Origin of the sequence: Aeromonas sp. 19NY04SH05-1 (assembly GCF_040581895.1) — a bacterium.
In the GTDB taxonomy this organism is placed as follows: Bacteria; Pseudomonadota; Gammaproteobacteria; order Enterobacterales; family Aeromonadaceae; genus Aeromonas; species Aeromonas enteropelogenes.
The window spans coordinates 3805064-3820598 of sequence record NZ_CP095328.1 but is presented as its reverse complement, the minus strand read 5'-3'; the positions used below and the strand labels follow the sequence as shown (position 1 = coordinate 3820598).

Here is a 15535-nt window from a genome sequence, read left to right as displayed (position 1 = left end):
TTATTATTTTTAAGCGTGCATAATAAGCCCTACACAAATTGGGAGATATATCATGAAAGGCTGGCTTTTTCTTGTTATCGCAATAGTTGGCGAAGTAATCGCAACATCCGCATTAAAATCTAGCGAGGGCTTTACTAAGCTTGCCCCTTCCGCCGTTGTCATAATCGGTTATGGCATCGCATTTTATTTTCTTTCTCTGGTTCTGAAATCCATCCCTGTCGGTGTTGCTTATGCAGTCTGGTCGGGACTCGGCGTCGTCATAATTACAGCCATTGCCTGGTTGCTTCATGGGCAAAAGCTTGATGCGTGGGGCTTTGTAGGTATGGGGCTCATAATTGCTGCCTTTTTGCTCGCCCGATCCCCATCGTGGAAGTCGCTGCGGAGGCCGACGCCATGGTGACGGTGTTCGGCATTCTGAATCTCACCGAGGACTCCTTCTTCGATGAGAGCCGGCGGCTAGACCCCGCCGGCGCTGTCACCGCGGCGATCGAAATGCTGCGAGTCGGATCAGACGTCGTGGATGTCGGACCGGCCGCCAGCCATCCGGACGCGAGGCCTGTATCGCCGGCCGATGAGATCAGACGTATTGCGCCGCTCTTAGACGCCCTGTCCGATCAGATGCACCGTGTTTCAATCGACAGCTTCCAACCGGAAACCCAGCGCTATGCGCTCAAGCGCGGCGTGGGCTACCTGAACGATATCCAAGGATTTCCTGACCCTGCGCTCTATCCCGATATTGCTGAGGCGGACTGCAGGCTGGTGGTTATGCACTCAGCGCAGCGGGATGGCATCGCCACCCGCACCGGTCACCTTCGACCCGAAGACGCGCTCGACGAGATTGTGCGGTTCTTCGAGGCGCGGGTTTCCGCCTTGCGACGGAGCGGGGTCGCTGCCGACCGGCTCATCCTCGATCCGGGGATGGGATTTTTCTTGAGCCCCGCACCGGAAACATCGCTGCACGTGCTGTCGAACCTTCAAAAGCTGAAGTCGGCGTTGGGGCTTCCGCTATTGGTCTCGGTGTCGCGGAAATCCTTCTTGGGCGCCACCGTTGGCCTTCCTGTAAAGGATCTGGGTCCAGCGAGCCTTGCGGCGGAACTTCACGCGATCGGCAATGGCGCTGACTACGTCCGCACCCACGCGCCTGGAGATCTGCGAAGCGCAATCACCTTCTCGGAAACCCTCGCGAAATTTCGCAGTCGCGACGCCAGAGACCGAGGGTTAGATCATGCCTAGCATTCACCTTCCGGCCGCCCGCTAAATATCTCCTTTTGGGTTGTTAATAAAACATCCAATAAGTTGACTGTGCGTGAAAAAGAAAGTTTTGTGTGATGGCGTTGAAGATCGCACCGTTAAGCTCTTATGTGGGATGGTGCAGAGCTCGACGACTACCGATAAAACGCAACCGCCGCAAACAGACAAGAAAAAGCCCCAACTGATAACAGTTGGGGCTTCAGTATTGTGATTGGTGGAGCAATAGCACCCTGAACCCAAAACCTTCTCGCTCAACCGGTAGTGGCTGATAACAACTCGTGAGGGCTATTGCGGGTTAAGCATTTAGCGATGTCTAGGGCCAGACTGGACGTCTGAACGCAAGCCGCTGATACTGTACATAACCACAGTATCAGCGGAGGATACCCATGTCGCTGGCAAGGAACGCCACGGCGAGTCAATCGCCCACTCAAACAAACGGTTACGAACGCCACCAACCCGACCAGACGCTGCTCTACCAGCTGGTTGAGCAGCACTACCCAGCCTTCAAAGCCTCACTCGAAGCCCAAGGTCAACACCTGCCTCGCTACATCCAACAAGAATTCAACGACCTCCTCCAATGTGGCCGTCTGGAGTATGGTTTCATGCGGGTTCGCTGCGAGGATTGTCATCACGAGCGTCTGGTCGCCTTCAGCTGTAAACGACGCGGCTTTTGCCCTAGCTGCGGTGCCCGCCGGATGGCCGAGAGTGCGGCGCTGCTGATAGACGAAGTCTTCCCCAAGGAGCCCATTCGCCAGTGGGTGCTCAGCTTTCCTTTCCAGCTACGCTTTTTGCTGGCTCGCCATCCCCAGCTGATGGGCCAGGTCTTGAGTATCGTCTATCGTACACTCTCAACTCATCTGATCAAAAAAGCCGGTTACACCAAAGCCTCTGCACAAACTGGCTCAGTGACTCTTATCCAACGCTTTGGCTCCGCGCTAAATCTCAATGTCCACTACCACATGCTGTTTCTCGATGGTGTCTATGCCGAAGATGACTATGGCAAGCAACGCTTCCATCGTGTCAAGGCACCCACTTACGATGAGCTGAATACGCTCGCTCACACCCTCTGCATATTCCGGCCGATCATGAACACCAATTCCGATTCAACGTGAACACCATTTCCGGACCAATGTGAACGCTCATTCCGGTTCAACCTGAACACTTCGCCCCTCCTTTCCGGAAACAGTGTTCAACATCCCGGAATCACTGTTCACATTCACCGGAATCATCCTTAACGCATTGATTTAAAAACCTTTGATACGCTCTCCCTTTTGCCAGGGAAGAGCCTATGTCTGCCAAGAGGATTGCAATGCGTAAAATTCGTGAAGTGCTGCGACTGCGGCTGGAAGCTGACCTCTCTGTTCGCCAAATCAGTATCTGTACCAAGGTCAGTGTCGGCTCCATCCAGAAACTCCTCAAAAGTGCCCAGGCGCTCGGCCTTACCTGGCCCTTACCTACCGAGCTTGATGATGGCCGACTGGCTGCCCTGTTCTATCCGCAGGCCGATACCACCATCTCGGCCCGCCATGTTGTGCCGGATTGGCCCTCTGTCCATCAGGAGCTCAAGCGCAAGGGGGTCTCCAAACAGCTGCTCTGGGAGGAGTACACCCAGCGCTATCCCAATAGCTGTTACAGCTACTCCCAGTTCTGTGACCGTTACAAGTCCTGGTGTCAGTTGCAAAAGCGCTCCATGCGCCAGATCCACAAGGCGGGGGAAAAGCTCTTTATCGACTACTGCGGGCCCACGGTGCCCATCGTGTCGCCGACTACGGGTGAGGTCCGTCAGGCACAAGTCTTTGTCGCCGTGCTCGGTGCGTCCAACTACACCTTTGCCGAGGCCACCTGGTCCCAGTCACTGCCGGACTGGCTGCAAAGCCATGTCCGTGCCTTTGAGTTTTTCGGCGGGACACCGGTACTGCTGATCCCCGACAACCTCAAGAGCGGTGTCAGCAAGGCTTGCCGATACGATCCCGAGCTCAACCCCAGCTACCAGCAGTTGGCCGAGCACTATCAGGTGGCGGTGATGCCAGCTCGCCCTTACAAGCCTAAGGACAAAGCCAAGGCCGAGGTGGGTGTGCAGATCGTCGAGCGCTGGATCCTGGCTCGTCTACGCCATCAGACCTTCTTCTCGCTTGCCGAGCTAAACCAGTGCATCCGGGCTTTGTTGAATGAGCTCAACGAGCGCCCGTTCAAGCAGCTGCCCGGTAACCGACGCGAGGCGTTTGAGCAGTTGGACCGCCCGGCACTGGGGTCACTACCGGTGCATCCCTATCGCTATGTCGCCATCAAAACGGTCAAGGTCAACATCGACTATCACGTCAGTTATGAGCAGCACCATTACTCGGTGCCGCACCAGTATGTGGGTCAGCAACTGGAGCTCCATGCGGGCGATACCCTGCTTCAGGTCTATCACCAGCAACAGCTGGTCGCGAGCCATCCGCGTAAAACCATCCCGGGGATGAGCACACTCCCTGAGCACATGCCGGAACGTCACAGCAAGCAGCAACGCTGGACGCCAGGGCGTCTTAAGCAGTGGGCTGCCGACATCGGACCGGGCACCTTGTGCTGGGTTAGCGAACGGCTGGCAGAGAAAGCCCATGCCGAGCAGGCATACCGACTCTGCCTGGGACTGCTGAGTCTTAGCCGGGAGTATCCGCCATCACGAGTCGAAGGCTGTTGCCAGCTGGCCAACCGGGAAGGACTGGTGCGGCTCAAGCAGCTCAAGTCGGTGCTGACCAGTGGCCGCGACCAACTGCCCGCAAGTCCGCTCAGTTATCCAGAACTGCCGCAAGAGCACGAGAACATCCGCGGCCCCCAGAGCTTCCACTAACGAGGAAAAAACCCATGACCCAACAAACGCTGACCCGCTTGAGACACCTGAAACTGACTGGCATGGCGGATGCCGTGCAACAACAACTGGAACAGGCAAGTACCTACGAAGGGCTGCCCTTCATCGAGCGGCTAAGCCTGCTGGTCGAACACGAACAACTGAGCCGGGAGCAGCGTAAACAAGCTCGGCTGGTCAAGCAGGCGAGGCTCAAACTCCAGGCCACGGTGCAAGAGGTGGACTACCAGTCTGCACGCAACCTGGAGCGGTCACAGGTGGCAAACCTGGCCCAAGGAGAGTGGCTGCGCCGGGGCCAGAACCTGCTCATTACCGGCCCCTGTGGCTGCGGAAAAACCTACCTAGCCTGTGCGCTGGGCTACCAAGCCTGTCAGCAGGGGCACAGCACTCGTTACTACCGGCTGCCGCGTCTGCTACTTGAGCTGAGCCAGGCCAAGGTAGATGGCAGTTACGCCAGACTGCTGGGTCAACTGGCAAGGATAGAGCTGCTGATCCTGGATGACTGGGGACTGGAAGCGGTGAATGCCGAGCAGCGCAACGCCCTGCTGGAGATCATGGATGATCGGTACGGGAAATACTCGACGGTCGTGGTCAGTCAGCTGCCAACGGAAGAGTGGTACGCGAGCTTGGGGGACAACACTCTGGCAGATGCGATCCTGGACCGGCTGATGCACAACGCTCACCGGCTGTCACTGAAGGGAGAATCGATGAGAAAGAGGAGAAGTGAGTTGACCCAATCTGAACACTCGAGTTAGAAACGGGGTGACGTGAGCGCGTTAAGGATCAGGGTGTTCACGTTGGCCGGAATGGCTGTTCAACTTCGCCGGAATACGCAACACTGACCAGACCATCTGTACCTTCCTGATGCTCAAGGGGATTTTCAACCTCACTCTGCGGGCCACTCAGGGACTACTCGACTCCCTGTTCGAGCTGATGAATGTGCCGTTGTGCGCACCGGACTATAGCTGTGTCAGCAAGCGAGCACGTACGGTGACAGTGGCCTATCGACAGCCCCCAAAGGGACGCATTACCGACTTGGTTATCGACTCAACCGGGCTGAAGGTGTTTGGTGAAGGCGAGTGGAAGGTCAGAAAACACGGCGCTGAGAAGCGGCGAGTCTGGCGCAAGTTGCATCTGGCAGTAGACCCGGTAACCCACGATATCGTGGCGGCGGAGGTGTCATTGGAAAATGTCCATGATGCCGAGGTGTTGCCGACCTTGCTCAATCCACTGCGGCGCAAGCTGGGACGAGTTTATGCAGATGGCGCCTATGACAGCAAAGCCAGCCATCAGCTTATCTCGCGCAAAGGGGCGACAGCTTGTATCCCGCCTCGCAAGAGCGCGGGGTTATGGAAAAAGGGACACCCAAGAAATGACGCTGTGCTGGTGATGCGCAAGGAAGGGCTGGCGCACTGGAAGAAGATATCGGGGTATCACCGTCGCTCGCTGGCAGAGACGGCGATGTATCGGTTCAAGCAGTTGCTGGCGGGGAAAATCAGTCTGCGTAACTACAACGGCCAAGTGGGAGAAGTCATGGCGTATGTAAGCGCCATAAACAAGCTGAATACTCTGGGCCTACTTGTCAGAAAGCCTCGAGTGTAGCGGTTACCCAGAGCTGGGGAAGTCATGACTTGCTGGCTGATTTGGGCAACAACGCCCCGTGCCCGCCCTCGTCTGATAGGGAAGATTCACTACGCGGCGCTCGCTTATAATGGTGGGTGTCCTAACTCCTTTGTTTTGTGGTAATTTTGATTAATTCATTAGGACTACACAAAATCATAGAAGGGTTTTCAGATGACAGTTCTGCATAGTCACCATAGCCCCACAAAACACCCACAGACTTAAGCTTATTTCTGTGGGCCCCTATTAAATCTGTATTTCTGTCGCCAACCATAACTGAGCCCGAGCCGATGGTCCCACCTGATAGCAAACCGGATAACTGAGACACTTTGGTTATTTCAACATCTCCGCCACTAACAAACTCAAATAAATGCTCAAGTTTGAATAAAGTTAATATTCGTTCAGCGAAATCTACTCTTTTTGAAGTACAGACTTCTAGTGGGTAGTTATTATTTAAAGCCTCTAGACTGGAAATAATACCTTCATAGAGTTTATTTTCCGAAAAGCCAACGTCTGAATAGCGTTCGCGATATTTAGCTACTAGCGAGAGTATTAGATTAGTATCAGTGGAGTTTGATAATTCCTTAAAAGCAACATTCAAAGGTGGACCAATATAGCGCTGCAATTCTTGTTCACTTTTAGGAGCTAAGTCATGTTCTACAAGTGCGTAGTTTATCGACCGAACAATGCCATCTTTCGGGTCACTAATTGTTCCATCGAGGTCAAATACTATGAAATCCTTAGACACTTTATCTCCTTGTGTGCGGATTCAATTACCACATAACGCCCTTCATGGGGCTGGCAACGCATTAACACAAAGCTCAACCACAACAACCGTAACCACAACGGCTCATTGGGACTGGAAACGCCGCGCGTTGACAGTCCCTCTTGAGGCATTTGTTAGCTTTTCAATCTATCGATGATCTCAGCATTCGATAATGAAACACCAATACCACTATTTACCAAGTACTCAAATGATTCATCATGGCAACCTTGGTCGTATGAGTCGATACACTCTTTTGCTAATAATAACTGGTAATCACGTTGATATGCATCGATAGCAGTAACTCTCACGCATGCATGAGTATTTACGCCAGCAATCACGATTTCACTAGGCACTATTTTATTTAAAATTTCATCAAGAGCCGTTCTAAAGAAAGCACTATAACGCTTTTTGATAATCTCTGGCTCATCCGAATGGCGAACCAACTCACTTAGTAGATCACAACCACTAGTGCCTTCAATAGTCCATCTTTGACTAGATTGTCGCAGCGCTAAATACGTATCTGATAAGTCACCTTTGAAGACTTGACGAACCCAAATAATCTTCTGATTTTCTTTACGAAATGCATGTATCAACTCGTTTAATGAGCCAGTAATTTCAGTTCTTTTTTCAGCAAGCCTACCTTGCTGAAAAAAGTCTTCTTGCATATCAATAATCAATAGTAATTTAGTCATGATTATCTCTCTGGAAAGCTAACGCTGCATTAAGGTGTGAGCGGCGCTTGCCTATACTTTGAGCGAAGCGAAAACGGCAAGCGTTGCGAATCACTCTTAAATGCTTTGTTAGTTGTACTTATAACACCAGTGGTTGGACATTCCACTGTTCATTGTGCCCTTCTCGATAACAGTCGTATAAGAACAAGTCATTCCTTGTATTTGCTGGTAACGTTATTTTAGGAACATAGTACGTTGAATGGTCACTATCTTTAAGATTGATGTGAAAGTGCTGATTCATGAGAGAAGATAGCGCGTTATTATCATGTATCAGTGAAAAAGGACCAAATTTCGCACAAAACATAGCTATAACCCCTGAAATTGCATCCATTACATTTTCTAAAGTTGCTTCGTTAAATGATGCATTTCGGTCATGTTTAGTTTTATTATATGCATGATACCAGCTTAAAGATTGAGTAGGTTGCTGAGCATTCCAGTTTGCATACGGTTGAAAAGCACGTAAACCATTGTAGTTCTTAAATGTTATTTCAAATTCGTTCAATCCAGCTTTAGGCAATAGTTTTACATAGTCTTGAGTTGTAAACATTCGATTGTTTGAAGGTGGAATTCCTGCTTTTTGGAAAATTGAAGTCCATAGATTTTCAACCTCTGTACAAGCAAGTATTAGTAACTCTCTACTTTTATGCCCGTAGGAAGCTAAACCACTTTGACTAGGCTCTACATAGAGGAGAATATCATCAAGTTTTTCGACAAGCACACGTAAAGCCTGCTCTGCTGAACGTTGCTCATATGGGTCAATATTTAAGGCTACTTCAATGTCGTTAGAGTAATAGAGTGACGGACGCCAAAGACTTTCAACAGTATCACCAATAGGTAACGATAAAGGTTGAATATTTTGAGCACCAAATATTCGTTGTACCCAATCAACTAGGGTACCATTTTTTTGCTCAATTACAGTTAAGCCAACAGAAATTACGTTCAATCCATGGTCTTTACCATATAAATGCACAAAGTGAGTTGCAGTTTCATATGCGTATCCAATTGGCTGAGATAAATGTAAAGGCTCAGCCCATCCCGGCAATGTAGTAATTGTGTTGTTATAAAATATACCGTTCATTTTTTCTCCAAAACTAACTGTACAACTAACAGTGATTAGATAGAAGGCGGTACTAACACATTAATACCGCCTTCCATCTAACTCCGCTTTGCTCTGATAAAGGAGATTTTAAATGGCATTTAAAATCAATTGCTTACCCACTTTTTTCTGAAGCAGAACGTATTCGCTTGACCTCTTCTTTTTGTGCAACATTACGACTGTCTAGAAAACAGTGAGGGTGTTGACCATGATTATCGCCGGCAAGGCTACCGCCCCTGAGTTCCAGCCCCCAGTCTGCTGCTTTTTACCTGTGTGAGGAATGGCGTGGCTCATGGGGTGACTCCGCTGAGGTCGTTGCCAATCGGGTATATTAACGGACGCCGTGCAGAGGAAAAGAAGCAGATCGGGTATTCCTGAGCAGGATCAATAAATTAATCGATAGGGTGAGTTGAGCGGTGGCGGGGTGGGGACTCGGGGGATGATCTTGCCAGATCCATGAATTGTGAGGGGTCATAATCAGCTTGAGTCGGCATAAAACACTTTGTTATTGTCGACTGCCCCGTGATATCTGGTTTATTTATCTATAAATCAACAGGATAGTTTGTGTTTGGTGCTGTAGCTGGGGAGGCGCAGACACATTGTCTATCGCAAAGGAGTCTTATGACATTGCAGCGAAAAGCAGTGGCGCTCGCCATCTTGACCCTGTTTGGCGCCCAGGGTTGCAGCGCCCCGGATACCGCCCATGCAGCAAGCAAGCCCCAGCCCGTGTTGGCCGTCTCTTACGAGCGTAGCCCCATAGTACCTGTCACCATCGCCGGTGGGCAGTACCAGTTTCTGCTCGATACCGGCGCCAGCATCACTGTGCTCGATCGCCGTATTGCCAGCCGCTTCAAGGCACTCTCCCTGAGTCAGTTGCCTCGCGCCTACCAGGCCGATTTTGCCAATATGGTCAGCGTCTCGGGCCAGATTGAGAGTGAACATTTCGGGTTTGTACAGCCGGTGCCCTTTTCGGTTGGCTCGGTCACGATCGATGACAGTGATCTGTGGGGCACCATGGATTTTTCGCTCATCTCCCAATCCCTTGGCACGCGCATCGACGGGGTACTCGGGATAGAGGTCATACGTCGCTTCAACTGGGTGTTTGATCAGGAGCAGCACCAGATCAGTGCCTGGTCGTCGGCCCCCTCGGCGGCCGGGTTCGAGCGCTGCATCGGTTATGACGACAGCTATAACCGTTCACCGGCGCTCTACCTGAGCCAGGGCGAGGGCAGCCTGCGAATGCTCCTCGATACCGGGGCCGATCAGAGCTATGTCGATCGCAGCTTTATCGGCCATATGGCCGAGCAGCAGGCGCTGTTGAAGGATGGTTCGACGCCAATGAAGGGGGTTGATGCGAGCGGCATACAGGACCTGGGCGATCATGTTATCACCGGCCTGCACTTTGACGGCCGCCCCCTCGATCAGCTGCGGGTGTCGGAGAATGACAACGACAAGTATGCCCTCGGCATGGACTTTGTGAGCCGCTTCAAGCGCTTTGCCATCATCCCGGGGCGCATGATGTTCTGCTATGACGCAGAGACGCTGGCGCAGCAGGTGCAGCCAAACCTGCGCCAGATTGCGGTGCGCTTCGATGGCCAGCATCTGCAGGTCTACTACAACGACGAGCGGGATCTGGCGCCGTTTGGCCTGAAAAATGGCGACGTCATCGAGCAGATCAACGGCGTGCCCTATCACCCGATACAGATAGACAGGGTGCGGGATCTGCTGAACCAGAGTAAGGCGGGTTCGCTCAAGGTGCGGGTGGTGCGGGAAGGCAAGGCGCTGGATATCGCCATCTAGCATATGACGAGGCCGGCACCGTCAGGGCGAAACAGTGGCCGGCCCCCAGATCGCGTTATTTGCCTTGCGCTGTGCTCACTTTGCAGGCGAGCGCCGGCTGGCCGAAACGCTCCAGCCTGGCCTCGTCCCCCTTGGTAAACAGGCTGATGTTCTGCCCTTCATAACGGGCGCCGCTGGCGCTGGGTTCCTGATAGGCGATGGTCTGCAGTGGCGGGCGATTGCCTTCACTCAGGTTGAGGACGGCCACCGGCACCTTGGCATCCTGATAGAAGTAAGTCTCCAGCATGAGCTGGTCGCCGCAGCGGTAGAAGACGGGAGCCGTGACCATCAGCTGGCCACCGGTGACCTGCAGCTCGGCGATCCGCAGCTTGTAGTTATCCTCGACGCACTGGCGCAGATCCTGCCCCTTCCAGCACTCGTTGCGCCCCTTGATCCAGCCACGCTGCGTCGCCTGCTCCGTCTTGCGCTGCTCGGGGGAGAGTTGGGCTATTGCCTTGTGATAGAGGTCGGCCAGTTCATTGTCCAGCGCCGTCAGTTTCGCATCCTTGCAGATAAGCGTCTCGACCGCCCCCGAGGCCTTGTGACAATCGAACGAGGGGGTTGCGGCACTGGCCAGCAGGGGAAAGAGTACCAGGGGGGCAAGCAGCAGAGTCTTGAGCGGGGTCATCGAAGCGGTTCCTGAAAAGAGAGATATTGCTTCACTAAAACACAAAAGCACTCATGCCGCCGAGCGCTTTTTGGGCGCTGGCGGCACGGGTTGGCGCGTAAAGCCCGGAGTCAGGGATCAGGCCAGCACCAGCTGCTGGCGGGCGCGCCATAGCCGCTCGTGGAAGAAGAAGACGACTGTGTTGATGGTGGGTTCGATCATCGCCATCACGCCGCCGGTGAGCAGTTCGCCGCTCAGCAGGAAGGCGACGCCGAAGGCCACGGAGAAGTGCACCAGGGCGAAGCTGCTGGTCTTGGCCTGCAGGCTGTGACTGGGCTTGAATTTGTGCCAGGCGACATCGTGAAAGTAGAAGGCGACCGTGTTGACGGCGGGTTCGATGAGGGCGATCAGGCTGGCGGTCAGCAGCTCGCCGGTCAGCAGATAGGCCAGGGTAAAGGCAACGGTGAAGTGCAGGGCGGCAAAGCTGATGGTCTTTTTCATGATGGCGGCTCCCTCTGGTGATATTGGCAGTATCACCCGGAATGCCATTAAATGAAAACTATTCTCATCTAATGGTTGGATAGGGAATGCCTATCAAATGTCTTGTTGCCAGACTGGGGCTTGCCTTGAACTGTTGCCGCGCTAAAGTGATGTTTTGCCATGAAAAAGGAGCTTTCATGCATATGAATATCAACGCCACCCTGCTGGGACAGGGCATACTGTTGCTGATGATCGTCGTGGGTGTGCTGGCCTATTGGCTGGCCCGTCGCAGAAGCGAGCGTCCCGCCCTGATCGCCACTCTCTGTGCCCTGCTCTCCCTGTTTCCTCCCTTGGGTCTGCTGGCCCTGCTATTGCTGGTCTTGCATCTGGACAGACTCACCGGCCCCTGATTGCCAGCCATGGCACCCGAGCTGCCCGCCGATCCTGCCAATAAAAAGGGCCTGCAATGGCAGGCCCTTGTCGGTTTTCCTGTTTTTCAGGCGGTTACTCTTCCACCTTGTTGAGCCACTCCACCTTGTACTGGGCGCCGGCGCCCTGGGCCAGCTTGGCGCACAAGGGTTTCAAGAAGGCTTCAATCTGCTCGTCCAGCATCCAGGGAGGGCTGATGATCAGCATCCCTGATCCATTCATGCCCCAATCGCTGGTTTGGCCGGCCACTTCCAGCTCGGCCACCAGGACGTTACCGAAGTTCTCCCGCTTGATGGCGCGCAGCATGTCGCGGGACTTGTCCGCCTCCTGCCCCAGGATGGGATACCAGAGGGCGTAGATGCCGGTGGCCCAGCGTTTGTGCGCCTTTTTCAGGGTATCGACCACGGCGAAGTAGTCTTCTTTGAGCTCATAGGGCGGGTCGATCAGCACCAGGCCGCGGCGCGGGGTAGGGGGCAGCAGGGCGACCAGCCCCTCGAAGCCGTCGCGGTGGTGGACGGCAACGCGCGGGTCGTACCCCATGTTGGCGCGCAGATCTTCTACCTCGTTGTTGTGCAGCTCCATCAGCGCCAGCTTGTCCTGCTCGCGGGTGAGGCGGCGCGACAGCTCGGGGGAGCCCGGGTAGTAGTGCAACTGGCCATCGATATTCATGTCGGCGATGACGTCCAGATAGGGGGCCATGGCCGGCCACTGGGCCCGCTCGTTCCACAACCGACCGATGCCATCGGCATATTCCGCCTTCTTCTGGGACCAGTCGCCGCGCAGGTCGTAGAGACCGCCGCCGGCATGGGTATCCAGCACGATGAAGGGTTTTTCCTTCTTCTTGAGGGACTCGATGATCAGGGCCTGGACGGCGTGTTTCAGCACGTCGGCATGGTTGCCGGCGTGAAAGGCGTGGCGATAGCTCAGCATATTAGATCTCTGAGGGGGCCCTGCTGGGCACCCAGTAACGATAGATAGTTCAACAGATTGTGGCTCTTGCCCCGGTAGAGGGACAGCTCGCGCAGGGTCTGCAGCAGCACCCCCTGCTGCAGCCGCTCCAGCTCCAGCTCGTGGGCCAGCATGGCCTGATACTCCTGCTCGCCGACTCGCGCTTTGGCGCTTTTGCGCAGGGCGCGCCAGGGGGTCAGCACCGCCTCGGTCTGCACCAGGGCAGGTTGCAGATCGGTGAGATCGACCGGGATCCCGCATTGATCGAGCCGATGCAGCAAGAGCGCCAGATTGACGCAGCCCCCCAGCTCCTGCACCTGGAGCCAGTCCTGGCTGCGTGCACCATAGACCTCGCCGCTCCAGTGCCAGAAATCGAGCGGGCTCGGCAGTTCGTGTTCGGCGACCGCGTCGGTCGCCACCAGTGACAGATTACGCAAGGAAGGCTTGCTCCATGGTTTCCAGCTCCTCGGAGAGGCTCATCCACTCCAGCTCGACGTTTTCCAGCTCCTCCTTGATGGGGCCCTGGGACTTGAGCAGCTCGGAAAGCTTGCCCTTGGCGCTCTCTTCATAGATGGCCGGATCGGCCAGCTGGGTCTCGATCTCGGCGAGTTTCCCCTGCAGCTTCTCCATGCTGGTTTCGAGCTTCTCCAGCTTCTGGCGCAGCGGCCTGGTCTGCTGGCGGAACTCCGCCTCGCGGCGCTTCTGATCCTTGCGCGCCACCGCCGAGTTGGCGGCTGCGGGGGCATCAGTCGGCTTGGCGTTGGCCTCTTTCTCCTGCTCGCCGAGCCACTTGTGGTAGTCGTCGAGATCGCCGTCGAACGGCTCGACCCGGCCACCGTGCACCAGATAGAAGTCATCCGTGGTGGTGCGCAGCAGGTGACGGTCGTGAGAGACCACTACCATGGCCCCCTCGAATCCTTGCAGCGCCATGGTCAGGGCGTGGCGCATCTCCAGATCCAGGTGGTTGGTCGGTTCATCCAGCAGCAAGAGGTTGGGCTTTTGCCAGGTGATGAGGGCCAGCACCAGCCGCGCCTTCTCGCCACCGGAGAAGGGGGCTACCTTGTCGAGCGCCTTGTCGCCGTGAAAGCCGAAGCTGCCCAGATAGTTGCGAAGCTCCTGCTCGGTCTTGTCCGGGGCGAGGCGCACCAGGTGATCGAGGGGGCTGTCGTCCAGGCGCAGGGTCTCCAGCTGATGCTGGGCGAAGTAGCCGATGCTCACCCCGGCGCTCACTTCCAGCTTGCCCGAAAGCGGCGGGTTGGAGCCGGCCAGCATCTTGATAAAGGTGGACTTGCCGGCGCCGTTGCGACCCAAGAGGCCAATACGCGAACCCGGTACCAGGTTGAGCTTGATCTTCTCCAGGATCACCTTGTCGCCGTAGCCGGCGCTGAGGTTTTCCATGGCAATCAGCGGGGTCGGCAGAGCCGAGGGTTCGCGAAACTCGAAGCTGAATTCGGAGTCGGCGTGGGCGGGCAGGATCTTCTCCATCCGCTCCATGGCCTTGAGGCGGCTCTGAGCCTGACGGGCCTTGGAGGCCTTGTAGCGGAAGCGGTCCACATAGGATTGCATGTGGGCCATCTCCCGCTGCTGCTTCTCGTACATGGACTGCTGCTGGGCCAGGTGTTCGGCGCGCTGCAGTTCGAAGTCGGAGTAGCCGCCTGTGTATTCGTTGAGCTTGCCGTTCTCGATATGGATGATGCGGCCCACCACCGAGTCGAGGAAGTCGCGGTCGTGAGAAATCAAGACGAGCGTGCCCTGATAACCCTTGAGCCACTTCTCCAGCCAGATGACGGCGTCCAAATCCAGGTGGTTGGTCGGTTCATCCAGCAGCAACAGATCGGAGCGGCACAGCAATGCCTGGGCGAGGTTGAGACGCATGCGCCAACCACCGGAGAAACTGCGTACCGGCGAGGCAAGCTGCTCGTCGCCAAAGCCGAGACCGTGCAGCAATTCGGCTGCGCGAGCGCGGATGCTGTAGGCGCCTATGGTGTCGAGCTTGCTGTGCAGCTCGGCCACCAGCAGGCCGTTGTCATCCTGCTCGGCCTGGGCGAGCTCGGCTTCCAGTGCGCGAAACTCCCTGTCACCGTCGATCACATAATCGAGGGCCGAGCACTCCAGCGCCGGGGTCTCTTGGGCGACCCCGGCAATTTGCCAGCCGGCGGGCAGGCTGAAAGTGCCGCTGTCGATGGCCAGCTCCCCCCGTACCAGTGCAAAAAAGGTGGACTTGCCACAGCCGTTCTTGCCCACCAGGCCCACCTTGTGGCCCGGGTGTATGGTGGCGGACGCGTTGTCCAGCAGCTTGCGGCCGCCGCGGATCAGTTCGATTTGACTGGCAACTATCATGGGTGGGATCTGCTTGCTCAAAAATGGAGGAGAAAACTGGCGCGGATCTTACGTGAAATGGCGCCGGTTTGCACTTTGGGAGCAGGCCTGCTACTGGCTGGCGCCGCAAAAACATGTCATAACAGAACTATCAATCAGGATGGTGGAGGCTAGCATGCTGCATATCAGGGACATCATGACGACCCGGGTCGCCACCGTCTCCATGGATGACAGGCTCGGGGTCATCAAGGATATCTTCGAGCAGGCTCACTTTCGCCATCTGCTGGTGCTGGAGGAGGAGGAGCTGGTCGGCGTCATCTCGGACCGGGATCTGTTTCGCGCCATCAGCCCCTATCTCGACTCCGAGGCCGAGATGAGCCGCGACACCGAGACCCTCAACCGCCGTGCTCACCAGATCATGAGCCGCCAGCTGGTCACCGTCGCCCCCAACCTGCCGCTGCGGGACGGCATCAAGCTGATGCTGGAGAAGAACGTCTCCTGCCTGCCGGTGCTGGAAAACGGCGCTCTGGTGGGCATCATCAGCTGGAAGGATTTCTTGAAAACCGTCCTCGACCATGATGGCCTCGGCTAAATTTGGGCCATG

At 55.3% G+C, this 15535-nt stretch carries 15 protein-coding genes and 2 pseudogenes; 9 read left to right on the top strand and 8 right to left on the bottom strand.

From position 1 onward, the window contains the following. Nucleotides 1-52 precede the first annotated feature (52 nt). From MRK42_RS17495 to MRK42_RS17470, 6 genes and pseudogenes are all read left to right on the top strand, one after another. Nucleotides 53-400 carry a quaternary ammonium compound efflux SMR transporter QacE delta 1 gene (locus MRK42_RS17495; RefSeq protein WP_000679427.1) on the top strand — a complete coding sequence of 116 codons (348 nt, stop codon included), beginning with the start codon at nucleotides 53-55 and terminating at the stop codon, nucleotides 398-400. Next, nucleotides 394-1233, top strand: a complete 840-nt coding sequence (gene sul1 / locus MRK42_RS17490) for a sulfonamide-resistant dihydropteroate synthase Sul1 (protein ID WP_000259031.1) — start codon at nucleotides 394-396, stop codon at nucleotides 1231-1233. Before MRK42_RS17495 ends, sul1 begins: the two co-directional genes overlap by 7 nt. 404 nt (nucleotides 1234-1637) lie before the next feature. Continuing rightward, a pseudogene (locus MRK42_RS17485) lies at nucleotides 1638-2318 on the top strand (IS91-like element ISCR1 family transposase); the annotation flags it as partial. A gap of 221 nt (nucleotides 2319-2539) precedes the next feature. Beyond that, nucleotides 2540-4081 (top strand): IS21-like element ISAs29 family transposase, encoded by a 1542-nt coding sequence (gene istA / locus MRK42_RS17480; protein WP_111809685.1) that lies wholly within the window; start codon nucleotides 2540-2542, stop codon nucleotides 4079-4081. Between the two features lie 14 nt (nucleotides 4082-4095). Then, the gene (gene istB, locus MRK42_RS17475; protein WP_000194037.1) at nucleotides 4096-4851 is read left to right on the top strand and encodes an IS21-like element ISAs29 family helper ATPase IstB; all 756 of its coding nucleotides are present in this window, start codon (nucleotides 4096-4098) and stop codon (nucleotides 4849-4851) included. Between the two features lie 82 nt (nucleotides 4852-4933). Next, nucleotides 4934-5698: pseudogene (locus tag MRK42_RS17470) on the top strand (IS5 family transposase); the annotation flags it as partial. 121 nt (nucleotides 5699-5819) lie between these two features. On the opposite strand, the gene MRK42_RS17465 reads toward MRK42_RS17470, so the two are convergent. The 3 genes from MRK42_RS17465 to MRK42_RS17455 form a co-directional block, all read right to left on the bottom strand. Then, a complete protein-coding gene (locus MRK42_RS17465; protein WP_354688393.1) occupies nucleotides 5820-6464 on the bottom strand; it encodes an HAD hydrolase-like protein in 645 nt (214 codons plus the stop codon). A 152-nt stretch (nucleotides 6465-6616) separates the two neighbouring features. Then, entirely contained in the window at nucleotides 6617-7174 is a 558-nt protein-coding gene (locus MRK42_RS17460) for a cysteine hydrolase (RefSeq protein WP_354688392.1), read from the bottom strand. A gap of 118 nt (nucleotides 7175-7292) precedes the next feature. Further along, entirely contained in the window at nucleotides 7293-8291 is a 999-nt protein-coding gene (locus MRK42_RS17455; protein ID WP_354688391.1) for a hypothetical protein, read from the bottom strand. A 639-nt stretch (nucleotides 8292-8930) separates the two neighbouring features. Between MRK42_RS17455 and MRK42_RS17450 the strand changes: the two genes are divergently transcribed. Then, nucleotides 8931-10109 carry an aspartyl protease family protein gene (locus MRK42_RS17450; RefSeq protein WP_354688390.1) on the top strand — a complete coding sequence of 393 codons (1179 nt, stop codon included), beginning with the start codon at nucleotides 8931-8933 and terminating at the stop codon, nucleotides 10107-10109. A gap of 55 nt (nucleotides 10110-10164) precedes the next feature. On the opposite strand, the gene MRK42_RS17445 is transcribed toward MRK42_RS17450, so the two are convergent. Further along, entirely contained in the window at nucleotides 10165-10776 is a 612-nt protein-coding gene (locus tag MRK42_RS17445) for an MliC family protein (RefSeq protein WP_354688389.1), read from the bottom strand. 117 nt (nucleotides 10777-10893) lie between these two features. Further along, on the bottom strand, nucleotides 10894-11256 hold the full coding sequence (locus MRK42_RS17440; protein ID WP_026456048.1) for a DUF2061 domain-containing protein: 363 nt from the start codon (nucleotides 11254-11256) through the stop codon (nucleotides 10894-10896). Nucleotides 11257-11438: 182 nt separating this feature from the next. On the opposite strand from MRK42_RS17440, the gene MRK42_RS17435 reads away from it, so the two are divergent. After that, complete coding sequence (locus tag MRK42_RS17435; protein ID WP_354689058.1) at nucleotides 11439-11645, top strand: hypothetical protein; 207 nt, start codon at nucleotides 11439-11441, stop codon at nucleotides 11643-11645. Between the two features lie 94 nt (nucleotides 11646-11739). On the opposite strand, the gene rlmJ is transcribed toward MRK42_RS17435, so the two are convergent. From rlmJ to MRK42_RS17420, 3 genes are read right to left on the bottom strand one after another with little or no spacing between them, the layout of a single operon-like run. Further along, nucleotides 11740-12594 (bottom strand): 23S rRNA (adenine(2030)-N(6))-methyltransferase RlmJ, encoded by an 855-nt coding sequence (rlmJ, locus tag MRK42_RS17430; protein ID WP_201943126.1) that lies wholly within the window; start codon nucleotides 12592-12594, stop codon nucleotides 11740-11742. Further along, complete coding sequence (locus MRK42_RS17425; RefSeq protein WP_216993757.1) at nucleotides 12588-13049, bottom strand: DUF2390 domain-containing protein; 462 nt, start codon at nucleotides 13047-13049, stop codon at nucleotides 12588-12590. The genes rlmJ and MRK42_RS17425 overlap by 7 nt, the downstream gene beginning before the upstream one ends. Next, nucleotides 13042-14952: an ABC transporter ATP-binding protein gene (locus MRK42_RS17420; RefSeq protein ID WP_354688388.1), complete on the bottom strand. Its 1911-nt coding sequence runs from the start codon at nucleotides 14950-14952 to the stop codon at nucleotides 13042-13044. The genes MRK42_RS17425 and MRK42_RS17420 overlap by 8 nt, the downstream gene beginning before the upstream one ends. Nucleotides 14953-15106: 154 nt before the next feature. Here MRK42_RS17420 and MRK42_RS17415 point away from each other — a divergent pair, with 154 nt between their 5' ends. Then, on the top strand, nucleotides 15107-15523 hold the full coding sequence (locus tag MRK42_RS17415; RefSeq protein WP_354688387.1) for a CBS domain-containing protein: 417 nt from the start codon (nucleotides 15107-15109) through the stop codon (nucleotides 15521-15523). Nucleotides 15524-15535 lie beyond the last annotated feature (12 nt).

Excerpts from the sequence above, each read along its gene's own strand:
- MRK42_RS17495 (WP_000679427.1), top strand. The coding sequence starts at position 53 with ATGAAAGGCTGGCTTTTTCTTGTTATCGCAATAGTTGGCGAAGTAATC.
- sul1 (WP_000259031.1), top strand. The coding sequence starts at position 394 with ATGGTGACGGTGTTCGGCATTCTGAATCTCACCGAGGACTCCTTCTTC.
- istA (WP_111809685.1), top strand. The coding sequence starts at position 2,540 with ATGTCTGCCAAGAGGATTGCAATGCGTAAAATTCGTGAAGTGCTGCGA.
- istB (WP_000194037.1), top strand. The coding sequence starts at position 4,096 with ATGACCCAACAAACGCTGACCCGCTTGAGACACCTGAAACTGACTGGC.
- MRK42_RS17460 (WP_354688392.1), bottom strand. The coding sequence starts at position 7,174 with ATGACTAAATTACTATTGATTATTGATATGCAAGAAGACTTTTTTCAG.
- MRK42_RS17455 (WP_354688391.1), bottom strand. The coding sequence starts at position 8,291 with ATGAACGGTATATTTTATAACAACACAATTACTACATTGCCGGGATGG.
- MRK42_RS17450 (WP_354688390.1), top strand. The coding sequence starts at position 8,931 with ATGACATTGCAGCGAAAAGCAGTGGCGCTCGCCATCTTGACCCTGTTT.
- MRK42_RS17445 (WP_354688389.1), bottom strand. The coding sequence starts at position 10,776 with ATGACCCCGCTCAAGACTCTGCTGCTTGCCCCCCTGGTACTCTTTCCC.
- MRK42_RS17440 (WP_026456048.1), bottom strand. The coding sequence starts at position 11,256 with ATGAAAAAGACCATCAGCTTTGCCGCCCTGCACTTCACCGTTGCCTTT.
- MRK42_RS17435 (WP_354689058.1), top strand. The coding sequence starts at position 11,439 with ATGAATATCAACGCCACCCTGCTGGGACAGGGCATACTGTTGCTGATG.
- rlmJ (WP_201943126.1), bottom strand. The coding sequence starts at position 12,594 with ATGCTGAGCTATCGCCACGCCTTTCACGCCGGCAACCATGCCGACGTG.
- MRK42_RS17420 (WP_354688388.1), bottom strand. The coding sequence starts at position 14,952 with ATGATAGTTGCCAGTCAAATCGAACTGATCCGCGGCGGCCGCAAGCTG.
- MRK42_RS17415 (WP_354688387.1), top strand. The coding sequence starts at position 15,107 with ATGCTGCATATCAGGGACATCATGACGACCCGGGTCGCCACCGTCTCC.